This is a genomic window from Streptococcus oralis (assembly GCF_002386345.1).
In the GTDB taxonomy this organism is placed as follows: Bacteria; Bacillota; Bacilli; order Lactobacillales; family Streptococcaceae; genus Streptococcus; species Streptococcus oralis_S.
In genome coordinates, this window is sequence record NZ_CP023507.1 from 182,394 (window position 1) to 205,851 (window position 23,458).

General features: G+C 43.1%; 20 protein-coding genes. 15 read left to right on the plus strand and 5 right to left on the minus strand.

All coding sequences use genetic code 11. The annotated features are described in order from the left end of the window. The first annotated feature begins 48 nt into the window (after window positions 1-48). From treC to yidD, 12 genes are all read left to right on the plus strand, one after another. Complete coding sequence (treC, locus tag CO686_RS00945; RefSeq protein ID WP_049550443.1) at window positions 49-1,680, plus strand: alpha,alpha-phosphotrehalase; 1,632 nt, start codon at window positions 49-51, stop codon at window positions 1,678-1,680. 421 nt (window positions 1,681-2,101) lie between these two features. Continuing rightward, window positions 2,102-4,705, plus strand: coding sequence for an SEC10/PgrA surface exclusion domain-containing protein (locus CO686_RS00950; protein ID WP_049550442.1), 2,604 nt, complete (start codon window positions 2,102-2,104; stop codon window positions 4,703-4,705). A 220-nt stretch (window positions 4,706-4,925) separates the two neighbouring features. Then, window positions 4,926-5,171, plus strand: a complete 246-nt coding sequence (locus tag CO686_RS00955) for a YneF family protein (protein ID WP_000364984.1) — start codon at window positions 4,926-4,928, stop codon at window positions 5,169-5,171. Window positions 5,172-5,376: 205 nt separating this feature from the next. After that, on the plus strand, window positions 5,377-6,171 hold the full coding sequence (gene racE / locus CO686_RS00960) for a glutamate racemase (RefSeq protein WP_033583381.1): 795 nt from the start codon (window positions 5,377-5,379) through the stop codon (window positions 6,169-6,171). Continuing rightward, window positions 6,168-7,139 (plus strand): nucleoside-triphosphate diphosphatase, encoded by a 972-nt coding sequence (locus CO686_RS00965; RefSeq protein ID WP_070800505.1) that lies wholly within the window; start codon window positions 6,168-6,170, stop codon window positions 7,137-7,139. The genes racE and CO686_RS00965 overlap by 4 nt, the downstream gene beginning before the upstream one ends. Next, window positions 7,115-7,636, plus strand: coding sequence for a metallophosphoesterase (locus CO686_RS00970; protein WP_001118939.1), 522 nt, complete (start codon window positions 7,115-7,117; stop codon window positions 7,634-7,636). The genes CO686_RS00965 and CO686_RS00970 overlap by 25 nt, the downstream gene beginning before the upstream one ends. Beyond that, complete coding sequence (gene cbpB, locus CO686_RS00975; protein ID WP_000560696.1) at window positions 7,633-8,094, plus strand: cyclic-di-AMP-binding protein CbpB; 462 nt, start codon at window positions 7,633-7,635, stop codon at window positions 8,092-8,094. Before CO686_RS00970 ends, cbpB begins: the two co-directional genes overlap by 4 nt. Beyond that, window positions 8,091-8,825, plus strand: a complete 735-nt coding sequence (gene xerD / locus CO686_RS00980; RefSeq protein WP_301336036.1) for a site-specific tyrosine recombinase XerD — start codon at window positions 8,091-8,093, stop codon at window positions 8,823-8,825. The genes cbpB and xerD overlap by 4 nt, the downstream gene beginning before the upstream one ends. Beyond that, a complete protein-coding gene (locus tag CO686_RS00985; protein WP_096753405.1) occupies window positions 8,825-9,553 on the plus strand; it encodes a segregation/condensation protein A in 729 nt (242 codons plus the stop codon). Before xerD ends, CO686_RS00985 begins: the two co-directional genes overlap by 1 nt. Before the next feature lie 18 nt (window positions 9,554-9,571). Further along, the gene (gene scpB, locus CO686_RS00990; RefSeq protein WP_065371388.1) at window positions 9,572-10,141 is read left to right on the plus strand and encodes an SMC-Scp complex subunit ScpB; all 570 of its coding nucleotides are present in this window, start codon (window positions 9,572-9,574) and stop codon (window positions 10,139-10,141) included. Further along, window positions 10,128-10,850 (plus strand): pseudouridine synthase, encoded by a 723-nt coding sequence (locus tag CO686_RS00995; RefSeq protein ID WP_065371387.1) that lies wholly within the window; start codon window positions 10,128-10,130, stop codon window positions 10,848-10,850. Before scpB ends, CO686_RS00995 begins: the two co-directional genes overlap by 14 nt. Continuing rightward, the gene (gene yidD, locus CO686_RS01000) at window positions 10,850-11,092 is read left to right on the plus strand and encodes a membrane protein insertion efficiency factor YidD (protein WP_045616413.1); all 243 of its coding nucleotides are present in this window, start codon (window positions 10,850-10,852) and stop codon (window positions 11,090-11,092) included. Before CO686_RS00995 ends, yidD begins: the two co-directional genes overlap by 1 nt. A 31-nt stretch (window positions 11,093-11,123) precedes the next feature. Here yidD and CO686_RS01005 read toward each other — a convergent pair whose 3' ends face one another. The 4 genes from CO686_RS01005 to CO686_RS01020 all read right to left on the minus strand — a co-directional run bounded on the left by CO686_RS01005 (window position 11,124) and on the right by CO686_RS01020 (window position 14,848). Then, a complete protein-coding gene (locus CO686_RS01005) occupies window positions 11,124-12,095 on the minus strand; it encodes a siderophore ABC transporter substrate-binding protein (RefSeq protein WP_045616411.1) in 972 nt (323 codons plus the stop codon). A gap of 98 nt (window positions 12,096-12,193) precedes the next feature. Then, window positions 12,194-12,946, minus strand: a complete 753-nt coding sequence (locus CO686_RS01010) for an iron ABC transporter ATP-binding protein (RefSeq protein WP_070536026.1) — start codon at window positions 12,944-12,946, stop codon at window positions 12,194-12,196. Beyond that, window positions 12,943-13,899 (minus strand): iron chelate uptake ABC transporter family permease subunit, encoded by a 957-nt coding sequence (locus CO686_RS01015; RefSeq protein ID WP_096753406.1) that lies wholly within the window; start codon window positions 13,897-13,899, stop codon window positions 12,943-12,945. The genes CO686_RS01010 and CO686_RS01015 overlap by 4 nt, the downstream gene beginning before the upstream one ends. Next, a complete protein-coding gene (locus CO686_RS01020; protein ID WP_000777210.1) occupies window positions 13,889-14,848 on the minus strand; it encodes an ABC transporter permease in 960 nt (319 codons plus the stop codon). Before CO686_RS01020 ends, CO686_RS01015 begins: the two co-directional genes overlap by 11 nt. Before the next feature lie 236 nt (window positions 14,849-15,084). Between CO686_RS01020 and pepA the strand changes: the two genes are divergently transcribed. Then, window positions 15,085-16,149, plus strand: a complete 1,065-nt coding sequence (pepA, locus tag CO686_RS01025) for a glutamyl aminopeptidase (protein ID WP_000209176.1) — start codon at window positions 15,085-15,087, stop codon at window positions 16,147-16,149. A 20-nt stretch (window positions 16,150-16,169) separates the two neighbouring features. Next, a complete protein-coding gene (locus CO686_RS01030; RefSeq protein WP_000840149.1) occupies window positions 16,170-16,466 on the plus strand; it encodes a bacteriocin immunity family protein in 297 nt (98 codons plus the stop codon). 246 nt (window positions 16,467-16,712) lie between these two features. On the opposite strand, the gene CO686_RS01040 is transcribed toward CO686_RS01030, so the two are convergent. Further along, the gene (locus CO686_RS01040; RefSeq protein ID WP_049501505.1) at window positions 16,713-18,344 is read right to left on the minus strand and encodes a Na/Pi cotransporter family protein; all 1,632 of its coding nucleotides are present in this window, start codon (window positions 18,342-18,344) and stop codon (window positions 16,713-16,715) included. Between the two features lie 332 nt (window positions 18,345-18,676). On the opposite strand from CO686_RS01040, the gene CO686_RS01045 reads away from it, so the two are divergent. Further along, complete coding sequence (locus tag CO686_RS01045; protein ID WP_096753407.1) at window positions 18,677-23,401, plus strand: endo-beta-N-acetylglucosaminidase; 4,725 nt, start codon at window positions 18,677-18,679, stop codon at window positions 23,399-23,401. The last annotated feature ends 57 nt before the right edge of the window (window positions 23,402-23,458 follow it).

A 23,458-nucleotide genomic window follows, 5' to 3' on the forward strand; every position in this document is an offset into this window, starting at 1 on the left:
CAGGGAAGGAACATCAGTTCCTCCCTTTTATCAGAAAAGGAGAAACAGATGGCACTTGATAAAAGAAAAGTAGTCTATCAAATCTATCCAAAATCATACAAAGACACCACTGGAAATGGTATTGGGGATTTCCGTGGGATTATCGAAAAAATCCCCTATCTAGCCAAACTGGGAGTGGATATGGTCTGGCTCAATCCATTCTATCCAAGCCCCCAACGGGATAATGGTTACGATATTTCAGATTATATGGCAGTGGATCCTCTTTTTGGTGATATGGCTGATTTTGAGGAGATGGTCCGTGTCGGCAAAGAGCACAAGATTGACTTTATGCTGGACATGGTGCTCAATCATTGCTCGACAGAACACGAATGGTTTCAGAAAGCCCTAGCTGGCGACCAGTACTACCAAGACTTTTTCTTCATCCAAGACCAACCGACAGATTGGCAGTCTAAGTTTGGCGGCTCTGCCTGGGCGCCTTTCGGGGATACGGGAAAATATTACCTCCACCTCTTTGATGAGACCCAGGCTGACCTTAACTGGCGCAATCCCAATGTCCGCAAGGAGCTTTTCAAGGTTGTTAATTTCTGGCGAGACAAGGGAGTCAAAGGTTTCCGATTTGATGTGATCAATTTGATCGGTAAGGATGAGGTTTTAGTGGATTGTCCTGAAAATGAAGGGAAGCCAGCTTACACAGACAAGCCTATTGTTCATGACTATTTACGCATGATGAACCAAGCCACTTTTGGATCAGATGATAGTTTTATGACTGTTGGAGAAATGTCTTCTACCACCATGGAAAACTGTGTCCTCTATTCGTCACCTGACCGTCAAGAATTATCCATGACCTTTAATTTCCATCATCTCAAGGTGGACTACAAGGATGGGCAGAAGTGGACCTTGTCTCCCTTTGATTTTGAAGAGTTGAAAAGTCTTTACCATAGCTGGGGCAAGGAAATGAGTGACAAAAACGGCTGGAGCGCTCTTTTCTGGAACAATCACGACCAACCACGAGCCTTAAATCGTTTTGTCGATATTCAACATTTCCGCAAGGAAGGGGCGACTATGCTGGCTGCCAGCATTCACCTGTCACGTGGGACACCTTATATCTACATGGGTGAGGAAATTGGCATGGTTGACCCAGGCTATGATTCCATGACTGACTATGTGGATGTCGAGTCTATCAATGCTTATCAGACGCTCTTAAAAGAAGGGAAAAGTGAGCAAGAAGCCTTCCAGATTATTCAGGCTAAGTCACGAGATAATTCACGCATTCCCATGCAGTGGGATGCTTCAGAAAATGCAGGATTTTCAACAGGCACTCCATGGTTGAAAACTGGTAAATCCTATAAAGATATCAACGTAGAAAATGACATCCAAGGCCCAATTTTCACCTTCTACCAAAACTTGATTCGACTTCGTAAAGAAATGCCAATCATTTCAGAAGGAAGCTACAAACCAGCCTTTGAAGACAGTAAGCAAGTCTACGCTTTTGAACGTCAGTATGAGGATGAAAAGTTACTGGTCCTCAATAACTTTTATGCTACAGAAGTGGAAATCGACTTGCCAGTGGTCTACCAAAATGGACAGATTCTGATTTCAAACTATGAAGATGTAGAAGTATCAGAAAAAATCCTTCTGAAACCGTATCATAGCCTAGCACTATATTTAAAAAGTAAATAAACGATTTTAGAGTAAGGTTCAGAAAAAACAAGCTTCTAGATGAAGTTTGTTTTTTATTTTGCAGAAGTATATATTAAATATTTATAACAGGATAGAGCTAACTGACTCAAATAAAGAAAAATGATTGTCAACTAAAAAAGTAAATAATTAAATAATATACCGTTTTTTAAAACTCGTCTTTAAAATGTAAAAAAAAGTAAAAAGATTGTCAAGAAGAACCATTTATAAAAATGTCCTCCTTGAAAGATTCCCGTTTTTATGAGGATTTTTAGAAAAAAATAAATGACAATTTAATGACAATTTCTTTGATTTTCAAATAAATACGCTATATTTAATACTTGACGTCTTTCTTGATAAAGGTAAACATGATAAAATAATTTAGTCATTTTTCCTAATGATAAAAATTAAAGGAGAATATTTTATGTTTAAAAAAATGCTCAGTGCATTTTCAATAAGTGCAGTTGCTCTTTCGATTTTCTTTACGAAAGGTGTTAAAGCGGATCAAGTGCGTGAAAACTCAACGCCTTCAGGAGAGAACACGAGTTCTCAAAGAGAAGAAAAACAATCACCTGTTTCTAACGTTACACAAGGTGAAGTAGATGCAGCAAAAGCAGACTTTGATCGTGTAAATCGAGTAGTGTCGGAAGCTCAAAGGAATGTAGAGGAGGCTAGACAATCCACAGCTACAGCCAAAGATGAACTGAAGATAGCTCAGCAGAGTGTTGATGTAGCAAAAGAGGCTGTAGAATCTGCGCCTACTGCATTAAAAGAAGCGCAATCAGACCTAGCGACCAAGTTGGATGAAGAAAAAAAAGCAGAAGCCAATCTGGCAAGTAGCAAGACTGAGCTTGAAGAAGCACAGTCGCAAGTGGATCATCAAGCTCAATCCTTAGCCACTGCAAAAGAGAAGGAAAAAGGGGAAGCTGAAAAAGCAACCCAAGCTCAACAAGATGTTGATGTTGCACAGTCAACATTGACAGAGTCAACATCTGACGCGGATACAAACCTTGAACAAGCAAAAACGAAAGTCGCTGCCAGTCAAACCGCGGTTGATAAAGCTCAACAAGGTGTAGAAAAGGCCAATCAATCAGATGAAGAACGTCAGAAGAAATTAGCTGAAGCAACTGCTAATAAGAGTAAGGCTGATGATGCAGTATTAACAAGTAAGCAAGCATTTGATGATGCTAGTGCAAAAGCAGAAAAGACACAGTCAGCACTTGAAACAGCAAAAGCTACATTGAGTGCAGCTAAGAATACAGGTGCTCCAGTTACATCTAATACTAAGAATACGTTCTATATGACTCCAGAATATATTGCTGCTTTAAAACAGTTGGCAGATCCAAATACTCCGCAGTCACAGATTAGTCAGATTGAAGCTACCTTGACAGCTGTAAATGATAAGGCTAAATCTTTTAACAATTATGTAGCAGACCCAAATGATAGTAAAACGCTGATAGATACAAATAATATTCCTTATGATGTCCGTTTGGAAATATCTCAGTTTACAGCAGAATTGATTAACCAAATTCGTTCGCAAATGGGGACGGGCGAGGTAGTTGTTACTCCTTCAGCACTTGAATTTGCGGATAAAGTAGCTCGTGAATATAAAAATGATAATTGGTCTTGGGATTTGATGAATCGTTACCATCATGACGCATGGGGTATTAACCGAGTTGCGCGTGAGTATGGACTGGTTACAACTAGTTCTGAACAAGAACAAGAAGGGATTCAATATTACGAAAATGCATATATCTGGAAGGCAAACACTTCTCAAATGAGTGTTGCAGATATGAAACGTGATATTTATTTTTCATTAGTTGAATTCATGTATAATGGCTATGAGTGGGTGCATGCTAAATCTATTTCTGGTTTGAATACAGGAGGTCAAAAGAATTATCTAGGCGTTGATTTCTCAATGGAGAACGATATTACAGTATCTCATTTCACGATGGTTTCGGAAGATCAGGTGAAATATGCTAGTAAAAACAATTTTGACGCGACGCCAATTGGTGGAAAATCTGGGGAAGCAAATCAAGAAAAGCTTGAACAAGCTCAGACAGCCTTTGATGTAGCTCAGGCTGCAAATAATCAAGCTCAAGCTGATAAGGAAAATGCAAAAACAGTTTTTGAACAAGCTCAGTTAGTAGCCACTCAAGCTCAAACAGCCTTTGATGAAGCAGCGCAAACACCTCTTGGGCTTGAACAAGCTAAACAAGCTTTAGAAGAAGCTAAAAATCAGTTAGAAACTGATAAAGAGGCCTTGAGGTTAGCACAAACAACTGCTAATAACGTTGAAAGGGAAAAGGATGATAAAGTGAAGGCTTTATCAAAAGCTAGGGATGCCCTTTCTATTGCACAAAAGAACTTGACTGCTGCACAAGCAGATGTTTCCAAAGAAGAAGCTTTGCTTAAAGATGCTACTAGTACGCTTGCTGATGCTATTGAAAAAAGGGATACTGCTCAGGAACAACTCGTCAAAGCTCAAACAGCAGTGATGGAAGCAAAGAGTAAAGTGTCGAATTTGGTTCAAGCTGAAGAACAACTTTCCAAAGCTGAAGAGGTGCTAGAAGCAGCTGAACAAAAGGTGAAAGCCAAGGAAGCAGCGCAACTTGCGGCAATTGAGCAGTTGAGCAACTTGCAAACGGCACAAGCTGCTACTCAAGTGAACTACAACCGTTTAGTGACTAAACTGAAAATGCAAGAAAAGCAGCAGGCGGATGATTACTATAGAGAAATTCTAGATCAGACGGATAGGAATCTTGCTAAACAGGATCAACGACTTCAGACAAATTCCGAGCCACCTACTCCAAAAAGTTCTCAAATTCTTTTAGACACTCCAAAACAAGTGCAAGATATTAAACAGATATCAACAGAGAAGAGCACGAAGGAGTTATCAATGATTTCTAATGCAGGTCATCTTCCTAGCACAGGTTCAAGAATTTCCTTATGGATTCAGCTGAGCGGAATCGTTCTGATTTACACTAGTTTCAGATTGTTAATCTGGGAAAAGAAAGATAGACAGTAAAGAGACGGTATCTCCTATAACTGTTTCGGATGATAGACAAACACAGCTTTGTGTTTGTCTATTTTTATAAGATGATAGCATTAGCAAATCGCGTAAAATAGAAGCTTTCTTCAAAACACAGGGTGGAAAAATAACTAATATCAACAGGGAATCTAAACTAGTCAGGAAAGTCACTTTGTGGTATAATATAGAAGACTCAAAAAGAAACAGGAGAAAAAGAATGGATTTACTTTTAGCAATTGTCTTGATTGTGCTAGCTTTTCTAGGGGGAGCTCTTGGAGGCATTTACTTGGCTCGTAAGCAAATCGAAAAAAAATATGCTGACAACCCCCGTTTGAACGCTGACGCAGTTCGTGCTCTCTTGAGTGCAAATGGTCAAAAACCAAGCGAAGCCAAGGTACAACAAGTTTACCACCAAATCATCCGCCAACAAAAAGCAGCCCTTGCTAAGAACAAAAAGAAATAAATAGGAAAAGTCTGGGATGAAAGTTCCAGACTTCTCACTATGTTCAATAGTTCTCAAGTATAAGACTTTTTCCTTGCATTCTATTGATATTTGATTATGATTAAGAGAGAGGCAGTTGCCATTCTATCAAGCTGTCGGTTAGTTCCTTCAGGACAAGGAATCATAATGAACTATCAATCAGAAAATAGACTAGAAAGAAGACTGTATGGATAATCGACCAATTGGTTTTTTGGATTCAGGTGTCGGGGGCTTGACGGTTGTTCGTGAGCTCATGCGCCAGCTTCCCCATGAAGAAATCGTCTATATTGGAGATTCGGCACGGGCGCCCTATGGTCCCCGTCCTGCTGAGCAAATTCGTGAATATACTTGGCAGTTGGTCAACTTTCTCTTGACCAAGGATGTCAAAATGATTGTCATTGCTTGTAACACTGCGACTGCGGTCGTCTGGGAAGAAATCAAGGCCCAACTAGACATTCCCGTTCTAGGTGTGATTTTGCCAGGAGCTTCGGCAGCTATTAAGTCCAGTCAAGGCGGGAAAATCGGGGTGATTGGAACTCCCATGACGGTCCAATCAGACATCTATCGTCAGAAAATCCATGATCTGGATCCGGATTTACAGGTGGAGAGTTTGGCCTGTCCCAAGTTTGCCCCCTTGGTGGAGTCTGGTGCCCTGTCGACCAGTGTCACCAAGAAAGTGGTCTATGAAACCCTGCGTCCCTTGGTTGGAAAGGTGGATAGCCTGATTTTGGGTTGTACCCATTACCCACTCCTTCGCCCTATCATCCAAAATGTCATGGGACCAAAGGTTCAGCTCATCGATAGTGGGGCAGAGTGTGTACGGGATATCTCGGTTTTGCTTAACTATTTTGAAATCAATCGTAGCCGAGATGCAGGACCTCTTCAGCACCGTTTTTACACAACAGCCAGCAGCCAAAGTTTTGCTCAAATTGGAGCAGAATGGCTGGAAAAAGAGATTCATGTGGAGCATGTAACTTTATGACAAACAAAATTTATGAATACAAGGATGACCAGGACTGGTATGTCGGTGTCTGGGATGTCTATGGAGGCATCTATAGCCTTATCAAAGATCCTATCGAGCTTGATTTTATGGATTTGGCGCGGATTTTTCGTGATGAGGAAAATGGCTTTCCAATTACGATAACGGTGATGCGCTGGTCTTCTAACTACCGTCTGCTCTCCTTTATCGTTGAGATTTTAAATGCGGAAGCAGGACGTAACTTGGAAGTCATCCAACGTCAGGGAGCCCTACTCTTGGTTGAAAATGGGCAACTCCTGCATGTAGAATTGCCTAAAGAAGGGGTCAATGTTCATGCCTTCTTTGAAACTAGTAAAGTTAGAGAAACCTTGTTGATTGCGACTCGTAACGAGGGCAAGACCAAGGAATTCCGAGCTATCTTTGACAAGCTAGGCTATGATGTGGAAAATCTTAATGACTATCCTGACCTGCCTGAAGTAGCAGAAACAGGCATGACTTTTGAAGAAAATGCTCGACTTAAGGCAGAAACCATTTCCCAATTAACAGGTAAGATAGTTCTAGCAGATGACTCAGGTCTCAAAGTCGATGTCCTAGGTGGCTTGCCAGGTGTCTGGTCAGCCCGTTTTGCAGGAGTGGGAGCGACTGATCGTGAAAATAATGCCAAGCTCTTGCACGAATTGGCCATGGTCTTTGACCTTAAGGACCGTTCGGCTCAATTCCACACGACCCTGGTTGTAGCTAGTCCAAACAAGGAAAGCTTGGTTGTCGAAGCTGACTGGCCGGGTTACATTAACTTTGAACCCAAGGGTGAAAATGGCTTTGGTTATGATCCCCTCTTCCTTGTGGGAGAGACAGGCAAGTCAGCGGCTGAATTAACCCTTGAAGAAAAAAATAGCCAATCTCACCGCGCCTTAGCCGTTAAGAAACTTTTGGAGGTATTTCCAGCATGGCAAAGCAAACCATCATTGTAATGAGTGATTCCCATGGCGATAGCTTGATTGTGGAAGAAATTCGTGACCGCTATCTGGGGAAAGTCGATGCCATTTTTCACGATGGTGACTCTGAACTCCGTCCCGATTCTCCGCTCTGGGAGGGTATCCATGTCGTCAAAGGCAACATGGACTTTTATGCTGGCTACCCAGAACGTTTGGTAACCCAACTTGGTCCGACCAAGATCATCCAGACTCATGGACACTTATTTGATATCAATTTCAACTTTCAAAAGTTGGACTACTGGGCTCAGGAAGAAGATGCCGACATCTGTCTCTATGGTCACTTGCATGTGCCAAATGCTTGGATGGAAGGAAAGACACTCTTTCTCAATCCAGGCTCCATTAGCCAACCACGAGGGACTATCAGAGAATGTCTCTATGCGCGTGTGGAGATTGATGACAGCTATTTCAAAGTAGACTTTTTGACACGTGACCATGAGGTTTATCCAGGCTTGTCCAAGGAGTTTGCTCGATGATTGCCAAGGAATTTGAAGCATTTTTATTGGAGCAGGAAGAGACTTTTCTTACCCCTGCTGAGAATCTAGCAGCTTTGATTGATACCCACAATGCTGACCATGCGATTTTAGTGCTGAGCCAAATCACCTATACCCGTATCCCTGTTGTGACCTTTGACAAACGCTTTGTCGGAACCATTGGTCTGAGAGACATTTTGGCTTATCAAATGGAGCAAGGTTTGACAGATGAGCAGATGGCAACGACAGATATCGTCAATATGACCAAGACGGATGTAGCGGTAGTAGCTCCAGACTATAACATCACTGAAGTCCTCCATAAACTGGTGGATGAACCCTTCTTGCCAGTAGTAGATGATGAAGGGATTTTTCAAGGAATCATCACGCGAAAGTCTATCCTCAAGGCCGTCAATGCTCTCTTGCATGACTTTAGTAAGGAATATGAGATTCGATGCAAATGAGAGATAGGATTTCAGACTTTTTAGAGGGAAAGCAGGGTTTGTCTGCCAATTCCAAGCAGTCCTATAAGTATGATCTGGAGCAATTTTTAGACATTGTAGGTGAGCGAATCTCTGAGACTAGTCTCAAGATTTACCAAGCCCAACTAGCCAACCTAAAAATCAGCGCCCAGAAGCGAAAACTTTCGGCCTGTAACCAATTTCTCTACTTTCTCTATCGAAAAGGAGAAGTGGACAGTTTTTACCGTCTGGAATTAACCAAACAAGCTGAAAAGAAGACCGAAAAGCCAGAACTGTTAGACCTAGAGTCTTTTTGGCAGGAAAGTGACTATCCAGAGGGACGCTTGCTAGCGCTCTTAATCCTAGAAATGGGACTCTTGCCAAGCGAGATTTTATCCCTTAAGGTTGCAGATATCAATCTGGATTTTCAGGTGTTGCGAATTAACAAGGTTTCCCAACAGAGGATTGTTAGCATTCCCACTACCTTGATTCCAGAGCTAGAACCCTTGATGGGGCAGACCTATCTCTTTGAAAGGGCAGGGAAAGCCTATTCTCGTCAGTGGGCCTTTCGTCAGCTGGAGTCCTTTGTCAAGGAGAAAGGTTTCCCAACCTTATCAGCCCAAGCCTTGCGGGAACAGTTCATTCTAAGACAAATAGAAAACAAGGTCGATTTGTACGAAATTGCAAAAAAACTAGGATTAAAAACAGTCTTGACCTTAGAAAAATATAGATAATGGATATTAAATTAAAAGATTTTGAAGGGCCGCTGGACTTGCTTTTGCACCTGGTTTCTAAGTACCAGATGGATATCTACGATGTGCCCATTACAGAAGTCATCGAACAGTATCTAGCCTATGTCTCAACTTTGCAGGCCATGCGTCTGGAAGTAACGGGCGAGTATATGGTCATGGCTAGTCAGCTCATGCTGATCAAGAGTCGCAAGCTTCTTCCAAAGGTAGCAGAAGTGACAGACTTGGAGGATGACCTAGAGCAGGATCTTCTCTCTCAAATCGAAGAATACCGCAAGTTCAAGCTCTTGGGTGAGCACTTGGAGGCTAGGCACCAAGATCGAGCCCAGTACTATTCCAAAGCGCCAACAGAGTTGATTTACGAGGATGCGGAGCTTGTGCATGACAAGACGACCATTGACCTCTTTTTGGCTTTTTCAAATATCCTAGTCAAGAAAAAAGAGGAATTCGCACAGAATCACACGACTATCTTGCGGGATGAGTATAAGATTGAGGACATGATGGTCATCGTAAAAGAGTCCTTGACTGGACGAGACCAGTTGCGTTTGCAGGATTTGTTCAAGGAAGCTCAGAATGTTCAAGAGGTTATTACCCTCTTTTTGGCGACCCTAGAGTTAATCAAAACCCAGGAACTGATCCTCGTGCAAGAGGAGAGTTTCGGAGATATCTATCTCATGGAAAAGAAGGAAGAAAGTCAAGAGGCACAAAGCTAGACTTGATAGAGAGGAAAGATGAGTACTTTAGCAGAAATAGAAGCGCTCTTGTTTGTAGCAGGTGAAGATGGGATTCGAGTCCGTCAGTTGGCTGAACTCCTATCGCTTCCTCCGACAGGCATCCAGCAGAGTTTAGAAAAATTAGTCCAGAAGTATGAAAAGGACACTGATTCCAGTTTGGCTCTGATTGAGACAGGGACGGCTTACAGATTGGTGACCAAGCCTCAGTTTTCAGAGGTTTTGAAGGAATACTCTAAGGCACCTATCAACCAGAGCTTGTCTCGAGCTGCCCTTGAGACCTTGTCCATCATTGCCTACAAGCAGCCGATTACCCGAATTGAGATTGATGCTATTCGTGGGGTCAATTCGAGTGGGGCTTTGGCAAAGTTGCAGGCTTTTGACTTGATACGAGAAGATGGGAAAAAAGAAGTGTTGGGCCGCCCCAACCTCTATGTAACAACGGATTATTTCCTAGATTACATGGGAATTAACCATTTGGAAGAACTGCCAGTGATTGATGAGCTTGAGATTCAAGCCCAAGAAAGCCAATTATTTGGTGAAAGGATAGAAGAAGATGAGAATCAATAAATATATTGCCCACGCAGGTGTGGCCAGTAGGAGAAAAGCAGAAGAGCTGGTCAAGCAAGGATTGGTAACGGTCAACGGACAGGTAGTGCGTGAACTCGCAACCACCATCAAGTCTGGTGACAAGGTCGAAGTGGAAGGTCAGCCCATCTACAACGAAGAAAAGGTTTACTATCTGCTTAATAAACCACGTGGAGTGATTTCCAGTGTGACAGATGACAAGGGCCGCAAGACTGTTGTGGATCTCTTGCCTAATGTTAAAGAACGCATTTACCCTGTGGGACGTTTGGACTGGGATACATCAGGTGTCTTGATTTTGACCAATGATGGGGACTTTACGGATGAAATGATTCACCCCCGTAATGAGATTGACAAGGTCTATGTCGCGCGTGTTAAAGGTGTGGCCAACAAAGAAAATCTCCGCCCCTTGACCCGTGGTCTTGAGATTGATGGTAAGAAAACCAAGCCAGCTGTCTATGAGATTCTCAAAGTGGATCCAGTCAAAAACCGCTCTGTGGTACAGTTGACTATCCATGAAGGGCGTAACCATCAGGTTAAAAAGATGTTTGAAGCCGTCGGTCTTCAAGTGGATAAGTTGTCTCGAACACGTTTTGGACATCTAGACTTAACTGGTCTCCGTCCAGGAGAAGCCCGTCGTCTTAATAAAAAAGAAATCAGCCAACTACACACCATGGCTGTAACCAAGAAATAATGAAACGAATCTTAATAGCGCCAGTACGCTTTTACCAACGTTTTATCTCACCGGCCTTTCCACCCTCTTGTCGCTTTGAGCCGACTTGTTCCAACTACATGATTCAGGCTATTGAAAAACATGGCTTCAAGGGTGTTCTGATGGGCTTGGCTCGGATTTTGCGTTGTCATCCTTGGTCGAAAATAGGAAAAGATCCTGTCCCAGACCACTTTTCTCTCAGACGAAATCAAGAAAAAAAATAACCCAACATCACCTGATGTTGGGTTTTCTTGTTTATTTCAAAGCTTTTTGTGCGTCTTCAATCATGAGTTTGGTTGATTCAAGACCGCCTCCGCTTAGATACCAGAGGTCTGGTGTTAGTTGGATAATTTTTCCATTTTTAGCAGCAGGAGTTTCAGCGATGAGGGCATTTTCTAGGACGCCATCGTTGCTAGAGTTGTCCCCGCCGATGGCAAGGGTACGGTTGATGACAAAGAGGATGTCAGGATTAATTTCTTTGACACTTTCAAAGCTGACTTCCTGTCCGTGGCGAGAGTCTTCAAATTGAGTATCAGTTGGTTTGAATTTCAAGGTTTGATACAAGAAAGAGAAACGAGATTGGGCACCAAAGGCAGCCATTTTTCCTTCATTGAGGAGGATAGCAAGGGCTTTTTTATCAGAACTTTCGTTTTTAGTAGCGACTTCCTGAATGCTCTTGTCTAGGTTGGCTAATTCTTCCTTTGCTTTCTGTGTACCAGTTTCACCAAAGGCGCTTGCTAGGGATTCGATGTTGGCCTTGGTAGAAGTCCAGTAGTCGTCCTTGCTTGCTTGGAAGAGGACTGTTGGAGCGATTTCTTTGAACTTGTCTACGAATTTTTGGGTACGTGGTGAAGCGATAATTAGGTCTGGTTCAAGAGCAGCGATGGCTTCTAGGTCTGGCTCAACCATGGAACCCACATTGTTGACATTTCCTGCAAGATCTTTTAGGTAAGTCGGAACAGTTTTTGTAGGCATTCCGACGATATTCTTTTCAAAACCTAAAGCGCGAATAGTATCCGCAGCACCGAGGTCAAAAGTCACAATCTTTTCAGGAACCTTTGAAAGTTTGACCTCATCTAGTGAACTTTTAATAGTTATCTCTGTTGGAGCAGAGCTACTTGTCTCTGTCTGGCTAGTGCTTGAGTTTGTATTTGTACTACATGCACCAAGTAAGAGCAAGAAGCTGGCAGCTAGGGCAGTGAGATAAAGTTTAAGGGATGTTTTCATGATTTCTCCTTTTTAAAATGTGATAACGATGTAGGGGGGCTCTTAGATAGGCTTGTTAGCTAAGAGACAGAGGCTTTTCTAACATGAGTTCAGAATAGCTAGCTATAGATACAGATCTTTTTGCCATTGATATCAGCCAGCGTGATGGGAATCTCATAAAGTTGACTGAGCAGTTCGGCTTGCATGATTTGAGCAGTCGTTCCCTTGCAAAAGACTTGACCGTCCTTGAAGGCAACAATTTCATCCGCATATTGGCTAGCCATGTTGATATCGTGGAGGACGATGATAATGGTTTTGCCAAGTTCCTCCACCAGTCGCCGAAGGATCTGCATCATGCTGACACTTTGCTTGATATCGAGATTATTGAGCGGTTCGTCTAGCAAGATAAAGTCTGTATCCTGAGCTAGTACCATGGCGATAAAGACACGTTGGAGCTGTCCACCAGACAGACTATCGATGTAGCGGTCTTTTAAGTTGGTCAGTTCCAGATAGTCCAGAGTTTCTCGGATTTTTTCCCTGTCTTCTGCTCTCAGTCGACCACGGCTGTAGGGAAAACGTCCAAAGCTGACAAGCTCTTCTACAGTCAATTTGGCTTGGTAATTGATTTTCTGCTTTAGGATAGTGAGTTCTTTGGCTAGTTCTTGCGAATTCCAACTCTCGATTTCACGACCTTTGATACTGAGAATTCCCTGATCTTTCTTGGTCAGTCTGCTCATAATGGAGAGGAGAGTTGATTTTCCAGCACCGTTTGGACCAATAAAGGCCGTCAGTTTCTGAGGACTGACTTCAAGCGAAATGTCTTGCAAAATATCCTGTTTTTGAATGGATTTGTCAATGTTTTCCAGTTTCACTGACGCGCCCTCCTGTATAGTAAGATAAAGAATAAGAAGCCACCCACACTCTCAATAATCATGCTGATGCGAATTTCCAGCGCAAAGACTCGTTCAATAAGGGCTTGCCCCAGGGTCAAACTGATAAACCCGACCAGAATGGCTACGATAAAGAGCAACTTGTGCCGATAATCTTTGACGATTAGGTAGGTAAGATTGGCCAGCATAAAACCGAAGAAGGCCATAGGCCCTACCAAGGCAGTGGCTGTTGAGGTCAAAAGCACGATACCCCAGAGGAGTTCTCTCTGTTCTTTTTCAACATTGAGTCCCAGTATCTGAGCCGTTTCTCTTTGCAGGTGCAAGACATCCAGAACGACTGCTTTTCGAAAGAAAAAGATTGTCAAGGCGAGGATGATTAGAGAACCGATGGCTAGGATGGAAGTGTTGAGATGTTGAAAGGAAGCAAAGAGACTGTTCTGAAGTTTATCGTATTCATTTGGATCCATCAGGACTTGGAGGAAGGTACTGATATTTCGAAAGAGACTTCCGAGGGCTAGGCAGATTAGCAGAATGAAAACCAAATTTTGCTTCATCAGCGTCTTCAAGTAACCTTGTAAGGCGAGAAAGAAGAGGGATTGAAGCAGAAGCAAGATTAGAAATTCTAAGACAGGCGACTTCCCAAGCTGTAGAAATTTGCTTTCAAATATCAGTAGCAGGGTCTGTAGCAAGACATAGAAGGATTCGATTCCCAAAATACTTGGCGTCAGAAAGCGATTTTCCGTCAGGGTTTGAAAACTAATGGTCGAAATCCCTGTCGCGATAGCTACCAAGAGATAAACGATGATTTTTTGGGAACGTAGCTTCCAGGCAAAGGCAGACAGCTGAGTGATGGGCCAAAAGTAGAGGAGGCAAGCTCCGATGGCCAGAATAATGAGAAGGCAGAAGAGTTTGGTATGTTTGCTTTTAAACTGCATCCTTTTGTCCCCCTCTCCATAGAAGTAGGATAAAGACGAGACTACCAATGATTCCTAGTAGGAGACTGACAGACAGCTCATAGGGCCGAATCAAGACTCGAGAGAGGATGTCACAGGCCAGAACTAGATTAGCACCGACCAGAGCGACCATGAGTTTGGTTTGACTCAAATTATCTCCATAGCGCTTGCGGATAAGATTGGGAACGATGACTCCGAGAAAAGGCAAGGCACCCACGGTAATCATGGTGACACTTGTCGTTAGCGCCACCAGAAAAAGGGCCAGTTTTTCAAGTAGAGAGTAAGAAATCCCCAAACTTTCACTGGTTTCCTTGCCCAGATTCATGATGGTGAAGGTTTGGGATAATTTCCAAACGGCTATCAGGATAATGAGGCCTAAGAAGAGCCACTCATACTGATGGGTCTGAATCATGGAGAAGGAGCCCTGGGTCCAAGCAGTCATACTCTGAACCAGATTGAAACGATAGGCGATAACTTCTGTGACAGAACCGATAATCCCACTATAGATGATCCCGATCAAGGGCAGCATCCACCTTTCCTTTATAGAAAAAATAGTCATAAAGGCCAGGAAGAAGAGGGTAAATAAAATGGATGAGCCAAAAGCAAAGAGCATCTTTTGGGTCAGACTCGCAGACGGAAAGACAAAGAGGCTTAACACCATTCCCAGTTTAGCGGCTTCTGTGGTTCCGACTGTACTTGGAGCAGCGAATTGATTTTGAGTAATGGTCTGCATGAGTAGTCCTGCCATGCTCATACTGGAGGCTGCAAGGAGAATACTGATGGTTCTTGGAAGACGCGACTCTTGAAAGAGAAGCCAGGTCTGTTGGTCAAAAGCAAAGAATTTTTCCCAAGAAAAATCACTGGTTCCAATGCTAATGGAGAGAAAGACTAGGAGTAGAAGTAAGCCTGTTAAAATATGAGAGAGTTTCATACCCCGTCCTTTCGTGTAGATTTGGTATCGAAAGATACCTGCGGATATAAATGTAACATGATTTCTTTAATCTTTCAATAAATTTTCTAACAATTTAATGTAAAAAGAAAGAAAAATTCCTGAAATAATATCTGCCCCTCTCTTTTATTGGAAAACTGAGTAAAAACCAATTTACCTTCCCACTATCCTTCTCCTATAAAAAGTGGTAAAATGGAGGACAGAAAGAAGGAACTGATATGACAACATTATTTTCAAAAATCAAAGAAGTAACAGAGCTTGCTGCGATCTCAGGTCACGAAGCGCCTGTCCGTGCTTATCTTCGTGAAAAGTTGACACCGCATGTGGATGAAGTAGTGACAGATGGCTTAGGTGGTATTTTCGGTATCAAGCATTCAGAAGCTACGGATGCCCCGCGTGTTTTGGTCGCATCTCACATGGACGAAGTTGGTTTTATGGTCAGTGAGATTAAGCCAGACGGAACTTTCCGTGTGGTTGAAATCGGTGGCTGGAATCCTATGGTGGTCAGCAGCCAACGCTTCAAACTCTTTACTCGTGACGGTCGTGAAATTCCAGTGATCTCAGGTTCTGTCCCTCCACATTTGACACGTGGAACAGGTGGGCCAACCATGCCAGCAATCTCTGATATCATTTTTGATGGTGGTTTTGCAGACAAGGCTGAGGCAGAAAGCTTTGGTATCCGTCCTGGTGACACCATTGTCCCTGATAGTTCCGCTATCTTGACAGCCAATGAAAAAAATATCATCTCAAAAGCTTGGGATAATCGCTACGGTGTCCTCATGGTAAGTGAGCTAGCAGAAGCCTTGTCAGGTCAAAGACTGGGAAATGAACTCTATCTTGGCTCTAACGTCCAAGAAGAGGTTGGCCTTCGTGGCGCTCATACTTCTACAACTAAGTTTGATCCAGAAGTCTTCCTGGCAGTTGACTGCTCACCAGCAGGTGATGTCTACGGTGGCCAAGGTAAGATTGGGGATGGAACCTTGATTCGTTTCTATGATCCAGGTCACTTGCTCCTCCCAGGTATGAAGGATTTCCTTTTGACAACGGCTGAAGAAGCGGGTATCAAGTATCAATACTATTGTGGAAAAGGCGGAACGGACGCTGGAGCAGCTCATCTGAAAAATGGTGGTGTCCCATCTACAACTATCGGTGTCTGTGCTCGTTATATCCACTCTCACCAAACTCTCTACGCGATGGATGACTTCTTAGAAGCCCAAGCCTTCTTGCAAGCCTTGGTGAAAAAAATGGATCGTTCAACGGTTGATTTGATTAAACATTATTAAACATAAGGGAGGTGGTCAGGATGGCCGAACCAAACCTAGAAAGCCTTATAAGAGATCTCTACAACCATGCTCGTCAGGGTTTGAGTGAAGATTTAGTTGCTGCTCTCCTAGAGACTGCTAAGAAGCTGCCTACTACAAATGAGCAATTACTAGCAGTCCGACTTTCAGGACTGGTCACCCGTGAATTGCTCACCAATCCCAAACACCCAGCACCTGAGTTGCTCAACTTGGCGCGCTTTATCAAAAGAGAAGAAGCCAAATACAGGGGCACTGCAGTTTCTGCTATCATGTTTGGAGAACTCTTTAAAATGCTTTGATTCCATTGTGAATCAAAGCATTTTTTATATGTCAGAAAAAACATTTTTGATGAGGAAACGAAAAAGCCATCCCATTCAGGATAGCTTCTTGGCACTTATACTCAATGAAAATCAAAGAGCAAACTAGGAAACTAACCGCAGATTGCTCAAAACACGGTTTTGAGGTTGTGGATAGAACTGACGAAGTCAGTAACATATATACGGCAAGGCGACGTTGACGTGGTTTGAAGAGATTTTCGAAGAGTATTAGATTTGTTCAGCGATGACCTTTTCAGCTAGGTTCATAGCATGGTCAGATACACGAGTGTAGTGGGAAATGATGTCGATAAAGTTGACTCCAGCTTGTGTAGAACACTCACCTTTGTTAAGGCGTTTGATGTGGGTCTTTCTGAGAACGCGTTCCATATTGTTGATTTCTTTATGGCGTTCAATCAGACTTTGAGCTTTTTCAATATCATTATTTTCCACACTATCAAGGGCATCCTTGATAAATGCAGTTGTTGCTTGATAAATCTCAGCTAATTCCTCTAAAGCAGCATCAGAAAATTGAACATTCTTACGTTGGAGGTAGTCTGTTAGGTTGAGCAAGCCTTCTGCGTGGTCCCCAATCCGTTCCAAATCACGAGATGAATCCAGAATGTTGGTCAAGACTTCACTTTCCTTTTGGCTCAAGGATTCGCTTGAGAGTCTGATGAGGTAACGAGTGAGTTTTTCATCGATGGTATTGATGGCTTCCTCTGTCTTGTGCCCTTTTTCAGCTACCTTTTCATCCAAACCGATGATATAGGTATAAGAAAGGTCAAAAGCTTTGGTTGCATAGTTCCCCAAGTGCAAGAGTTCTTTTTTGGCATTTCCTAGAGCGATGGAAGGAGATTGCTGGATAAGTTGCTCGTCGAGATAGAGGGGCTCGTACTTGACAACCTCGTCTTCACCAGGGATGAGCTTGGTTACAAAGTAGGCCAAGGCTCCGATGAATGGAAATTGTACAATGGTGTTACTTACGTTAAAGGCACCGTGAGAGAAGGCGATTGTCATCTCAGGTGAGAGGTGAAGGAGTGCCTGGAAGTACTCGATCATAGCAGTGAAAGGGCCTAATAAGATTAAGCAAAGAATAGTTCCTAAAACGTTAAAGGTAACGTGGGTTGCCGCAACGCGTTTCGCTGAGACATTGGCTCCAGCTGCCGCAATGATAACGGTTAGAGTTGTCCCGATATTATCCCCGAAGAGAACCGGTAGCGAACCTTTAAGGTCAAGGAAGCCACCTGCATAGAGACCTTGTAGAATCCCGATAGTTGCCGAAGAGGCCTGAATGAGGACGGTAATCACTGCACCGGCTACTACTCCTAAAATAGGATTTTGTCCCAAGGTTACCATATACTCCTTGAATTGTGGTAAATCTTTAAGCGGGCTCATACCGGCACTGATGAGGTTGAGGGCGTAGAAGATTCCCCCGACACCAAACAGGATGCGCCCGATATTGTTTGCTGTTCTGTTTTTTGTAAAGAAGAGGAACATGGTTCCAAGGAAAATCAAGGGTAAAGCATACTCACCAAGCTTGAAACCGATGATAAAGGATGTAACGGTGGTTCCGATGTTGGCTCCCATGATAATTCCGATAGCCTGTCTAAGGGTTAGAAGACTAGCGCTGACTAGCCCAACCGTGATAACTGTAACCCCTGTACTTGACTGAATCAGGGCAGTCACGACGATTCCGACTAGAACGCCTAAAAAGGGATTGCTAGTGTACTTGTCAATGTAAAAACGAAGGCGATCTCCAGCAGCTTGTTGCAAACCGTCTCCCATGGTCTTGATACTGTATAAAAACAGTCCCAGACCTCCTAAAAAGTGAAATAAAATTTCCTGCCAATTAATGGACATTTCTTTTTCCTCCGAAAAATAATAACGGAATTTCTCCTATTCTATTTTAAAGGATAAAAGTAAATCTCACAAGTGTTTAGCTGAAATTTTCATAAGAAACAAGAACTTTCTTTCAAAATGAGAGATAGTTTCCCTTTAAGATAGATGATTTATAGGATTGTGTCCAAATTTTACTGATTTTTATCCTAGTTATAGTTTTTATGTTAAATAGATTGACATCGCTTTCATATAGGATAAAATGAAGATAATCCTGTTCTGGTGGTGTGCACTGAGAACAGTTACTTTTTATCAAAAAGTAAAGCGCTTACTTTATATTTTATTAGGAGGATAAGATGAAAAATCTATTTTTTGAAAAACGTTGCCGTTACAGTATTCGTAAGCTGTCAATCGGAGCTTGTTCCTTGATGATTGGTTCAGCTCTATTTGCGAGTCCAGCTCTTGCCGAACAAGTCGCAGTCCCTGAAACAGCTACAAATACGAGCGCCCAAGCGACAAGTACTAGTGAAACAGCTAATCCAGATACTGCAGCCCTTGAAAAACAATTAGAGGAAACAGAGAACAAAGTAGCTGAGCAACCAATTTCAGAAAACACTCCAACAATAACGGATCTGGTTAATGAAAAAGAAGAAGCGAAGCCAGCTCCAACAGATAAAACTGAAAAACCTGCTCAACCAACTGAAAAAGAAGAAGTCAAACCAGAGGAAGCTCCTCAAGTGGCTGAGAAGAAAGCCGACAAACCGACTCTAGCAGACGTTCCTAAAAATGAAGAAAAGAGTCTCCGACCAAAAGAAATCAAATTTGATACTTGGGAAGATTTGTTAAAATGGGAACCGGGTGCGCGTGAGGATGATCCTATTAACCGTTCATCAGTTGAACTCGCCAAGCGCCACAGAGGGCAGTTGGTCAATGAAAAAGCAAGCAGAAGAGCCAAGGTTCAGGCGCTGGCAAATACCAACTCAAAGGCTAAAGACCACGCTTCTGTTGGTGGAGAAGAATTCAAGGCCTATGCTTTTGACTACTGGCAATACTTGGATTCAATGGTCTTCTGGGAAGGTCTAGTTCCAACTCCAGATGTCATTGATGCCGGTCACCGCAACGGAGTTCCCGTTTATGGAACACTCTTTTTCAACTGGTCAAACAGTATTGCTGACCAAGAGAAATTTGCCGCTGCCTTGAAACAAGATGAGGATGGCAGCTTCCCTATCGCACGCAAGCTCGTTGATCTTGCTAAGTATTACGGATTTGATGGCTATTTCATTAATCAGGAAACAACGGGGGAATTGGTAGCACCTCTTGGTGAAAAAATGCGCCAATTCATGCTCTATACAAAAGAATATGCAGCCAAAGTCAACCACCCAATCAAGTATGCTTGGTACGATGCCATGACCTACAAATACGGTCGTTACCACGAAGATGGTCTAGGTGATTACAACTACCAGTTCATGCAAAAAGAAGGAGACAAAGTTCCTGCGGACCAATTCTTTGCCAATTTCAACTGGAACAAGGAAAAGAATGACCACTCCGTAGAGATGGCCAAATGGCTAGAACGTAGCCAATATGATGTCTTTGCAGGCTTGGAATTGCAACAAGGTGGTTCTTATAAGACCAAAGTCAAATGGGATGCTCTCTTGGATGAAAAGGGTAAGTTGCGTTTGTCACTTGGACTTTTTGCACCAGATACGATTACCAGTCTAGGAAAAACAGGCGAAGACTACCACAAGAACGAAGACATCTTCTTTACAGGTTACCAAGGAGATCCAACGGCTCAAAAACCAGCTGACAAAGAGTGGTATGGAATTGCCAATTTAGTTGCTGACCGTACACCAGCAGTAGGACGTACCTTCACCACCTCTTTTAATACAGGTCATGGTAGAAAATGGTTTGTTGACGGTAAAGTTTCTAAGGATTCTGAGTGGAACTACCGTTCTGTTTCAGGTGTTTTACCAACATGGCGCTGGTGGCAGACTTCGACAGGTGAAAAACTTCGTGCAGAATATGACTTTACAGATGCCTACAATGGCGGAAATTCTCTTAAATTCTCAGGTGATGTAGCTGGTAAGACGGACCAGGATGTGAATTTGTATTCTACCAAACTAGAAGTAACAGAGAAAACCAAACTTCGTGTTGCCCACAAGGGAGGAAAAGGCTCTAAAGTTTATATGGCCTTCTCTACGACTCCAGACTACAAATTTGAGGATGCAGCTGCATGGAAAGAACTGACTCTCTCTGATGACTGGAAGAATGAAGAATTTGACCTTAGCTCACTAGCAGGTAAAACCATCTATGCAGTCAAACTTTTCTTCGAGCATGAAGGGGCTGTAAAAGATTATCAGTTCAACCTAGGACAATTAACAATTTCGGACAATCACCAAGCACCACAAGCCCCAACAGGACTCTCTGTTGTGAAACAATCTCTCAAGAATGCCCAAGAAGCTGAAGCAGTGGTCCAATTTGCTGGTAACCAAGATGCAGATTTCTATGAAGTCTACGAAAAAGATGGAGATAACTGGCGTTTGTTGACAGGATCATCTGCTTCAACCATCTACTTGCCAAAAGTTAGCCGCTCTGCTAATGCGACTGGTAGGACTCAGGAATTAAAAGTCGTTGCAGTTGGTAAAAATGGCCTCCGTTCCGAAGCGGCGATGGCATCCTTTAACTGGGGGATGACAGTTCAGGATACGACTCTCCCAAGACCTTTGGCTGAAAATATTGTTCCAGGTGCAAAGGTTATCGGTAGTACTTTCCCAAATACTGAAGGTGGAGAAGGCATTGAAGGTATGTTGAACGGTACCATTACTAGCCTGTCAGACAAGTGGTCTTCAGCTCAGTTGAGCGGTAGTGTGGATATTCGCTTGACCAAGCCACGTACCGTTGTTAGATGGGTCATGGATCATGCGGGAGCTGGTGGTGAGTCTGTCAACGACGGTTTGATGAACACCAAAGACTTTGACCTTTATTATAAAGATGCAGATGGTGAATGGAAACTAGCTAAGGAAGTCCGTGGCAACAAAGCGCACGTTACGGATATCACTCTTGACAAACCAATCACTGCTCAAGACTGGCGCCTAAAAGTTATCACTTCAGATAACGGGACACCTTGGAAGGCCATTCGTATCTACAACTGGAAGATGTATGAAACCTTGGACACAGAAAGTCAAAATATTCCAATGGCTAAGGTAGCTGCCCGTTCACTTGGAAACCATCAAGTTCAACTAGGCTTCTCTGATGTTCCAGCGGGTGCAACCATCACCGTTTACGACAAGGCAGATTCACAAACACCGATTGCAACCTTGAAGTCTGAAACTGGAGGCGACTTGGCAACAGCACCATTGGGCTTTGACAAGCAACCAACTCTCCTCTACTATCGTACCCAACTACCTGGCAAAGAAATCAGTAACACCTTGGCAGTAGCGATTCCACAGGATGAGAGGAAAATTGCTGCAGTTAGTCTTGAAAAAGGGCCTAAGAAGACAGTTTATAAAGAGGGAGAAAAACTGGACCTTAGAGGCGGCACTCTCCGTGTTCAATACGAAGGGGGACAAGCCGACGAGCTGATCAACCTTACTCATTCAGGTGTGATAGTATCTGGCTACAACGCTCATCAAAAAGGGGAACAAAAGCTCACAGTCAGCTACCTTGGACTTCCAGTTACTGGTAATTTAAACGTACAAGTGACTGGTCAAGATGAAGGAAAACAAAAAGAAGTAGCAGGTTTGTACATTACTAAGAAACCGAAAACAGACTATCTAGTAGGGGATCAACTGGACCTTGCAGAAGGTCGCTTCGGCGTTCTCTATGATGATGAGACAGAAGAAAGCCATGCCTTCACAGATCAAGGTGTTGAAATTACGGGCTACGATGCTCAAAAGACTGGTCGTCAGACCTTGACTCTTCATTACAAGGGACACACAGCTGAGTTCGATGTCTTGGTTTCTCCAAAAGCAGCTGTCAACGACGAGTACCTCAAACAAGAAATTACTGCTGCCCAAGGCCGTCAGTCAACCCTTGCCTACACCTTCTCAAGCGAGGACAAACAAGCAGCACTAGTAGAGAAGCTCAATGTAGCGAAAGCTGTAGCAGAAAACCATAATACTAGCCAAGAAGAAGTCAATCGGGCTTTGAATGAGTTGAAACAAGCAGGGACAGCCTTGGATGGAAATCAACGTTATCAGACTGCTAGAGAAGAGTTGGAAGGCTTGCTCGAATCCGTCCGTGAAAAAGATCCTAAAGCTGAATTGATTGACCAAGCAGAAACTTTGTTGGCTTCAGAGATGCCAACTCCACAGGCTTTTGCGGACATGAAAGAAAAGCTGAATAAGAAACTAGCTCCTGCAGAAGAAAGCCATCATGTTGGTAGCATGGATCCAAATGAAGTGGCCCCGACGGTTAAGGCCCTCCCTGAACTAGTTATTGAAACTGAAACAATAGCCTATGAACGTCAGGAGCGACCAAACTCCGAATTTCTCAAAGGACAACGCCGTGTTGTGCAAGCTGGAGTTGAAGGTCAAGTTCGTCGTCTAGTAGAAGTAGATGTCCAAGGCAAACGCACCCTTCGTTCAACAGAAGTTCTCAAGGAAGCTCTTCCAGAAATTACAGAAGTAGGTACAAAAGTTCTATCCAGCAACCAACCGGCTGAGGGAGTAAAAGACCTAGTTTTAGAAATTCCGAAACTGGAAGTTGAAGAGGATACAGTTGCCTTCGAACATCAGGAACGACCAAATGCAGCCCTTCTCAAAGGCAAACACCAGCTAGTTCAAGCAGGCGTTGAAGGTCAAGTTCGCCACTTTGTAGAAGTAGATAGCCAAGGCAAACGCACTCTTCGTTCGACTGAGGTAGTCAAGGAATCAATCCCAGAAATTGTTGAAGTTGGAACGAAAGAAGAGCAAGTCTCACAAACAAGGGATCAAGCGCTCTCAGCAACACCAGCAAAAGTTGAAGAAACAAATAGAGAGCTCCCAAATACGGGAGCGACAAGAGATGCTAGTCTAGTAGCGCTAGGACTCCTCGGACTAATGAGTGGCTACGGCTTGCTTGCTGGAAAGAAGAGAGAAGACTAATCAGATTTACGAATCTTGGATTTTCTCATAAAAATAAAAAAACAAGGTTTAACTGTA

Coding starts and splice junctions, on each gene's coding strand:
- yidD (WP_045616413.1), top strand. CDS start 10,850: ATGAAACGAATCTTAATAGCGCCAGTACGCTTTTACCAACGTTTTATC.
- xerD (WP_301336036.1), top strand. CDS start 8,091: ATGAGAGATAGGATTTCAGACTTTTTAGAGGGAAAGCAGGGTTTGTCT.
- CO686_RS00995 (WP_065371387.1), top strand. CDS start 10,128: ATGAGAATCAATAAATATATTGCCCACGCAGGTGTGGCCAGTAGGAGA.
- racE (WP_033583381.1), top strand. CDS start 5,377: ATGGATAATCGACCAATTGGTTTTTTGGATTCAGGTGTCGGGGGCTTG.
- CO686_RS01005 (WP_045616411.1), bottom strand. CDS start 12,095: ATGAAAACATCCCTTAAACTTTATCTCACTGCCCTAGCTGCCAGCTTC.
- CO686_RS00970 (WP_001118939.1), top strand. CDS start 7,115: ATGGCAAAGCAAACCATCATTGTAATGAGTGATTCCCATGGCGATAGC.
- CO686_RS00965 (WP_070800505.1), top strand. CDS start 6,168: ATGACAAACAAAATTTATGAATACAAGGATGACCAGGACTGGTATGTC.
- CO686_RS00950 (WP_049550442.1), top strand. CDS start 2,102: ATGTTTAAAAAAATGCTCAGTGCATTTTCAATAAGTGCAGTTGCTCTT.
- CO686_RS01015 (WP_096753406.1), bottom strand. CDS start 13,899: ATGCAGTTTAAAAGCAAACATACCAAACTCTTCTGCCTTCTCATTATT.
- pepA (WP_000209176.1), top strand. CDS start 15,085: ATGACAACATTATTTTCAAAAATCAAAGAAGTAACAGAGCTTGCTGCG.
- CO686_RS01020 (WP_000777210.1), bottom strand. CDS start 14,848: ATGAAACTCTCTCATATTTTAACAGGCTTACTTCTACTCCTAGTCTTT.
- cbpB (WP_000560696.1), top strand. CDS start 7,633: ATGATTGCCAAGGAATTTGAAGCATTTTTATTGGAGCAGGAAGAGACT.
- scpB (WP_065371388.1), top strand. CDS start 9,572: ATGAGTACTTTAGCAGAAATAGAAGCGCTCTTGTTTGTAGCAGGTGAA.
- CO686_RS01045 (WP_096753407.1), top strand. CDS start 18,677: ATGAAAAATCTATTTTTTGAAAAACGTTGCCGTTACAGTATTCGTAAG.
- CO686_RS01030 (WP_000840149.1), top strand. CDS start 16,170: ATGGCCGAACCAAACCTAGAAAGCCTTATAAGAGATCTCTACAACCAT.
- CO686_RS01040 (WP_049501505.1), bottom strand. CDS start 18,344: ATGTCCATTAATTGGCAGGAAATTTTATTTCACTTTTTAGGAGGTCTG.
- CO686_RS00955 (WP_000364984.1), top strand. CDS start 4,926: ATGGATTTACTTTTAGCAATTGTCTTGATTGTGCTAGCTTTTCTAGGG.
- CO686_RS00985 (WP_096753405.1), top strand. CDS start 8,825: ATGGATATTAAATTAAAAGATTTTGAAGGGCCGCTGGACTTGCTTTTG.
- treC (WP_049550443.1), top strand. CDS start 49: ATGGCACTTGATAAAAGAAAAGTAGTCTATCAAATCTATCCAAAATCA.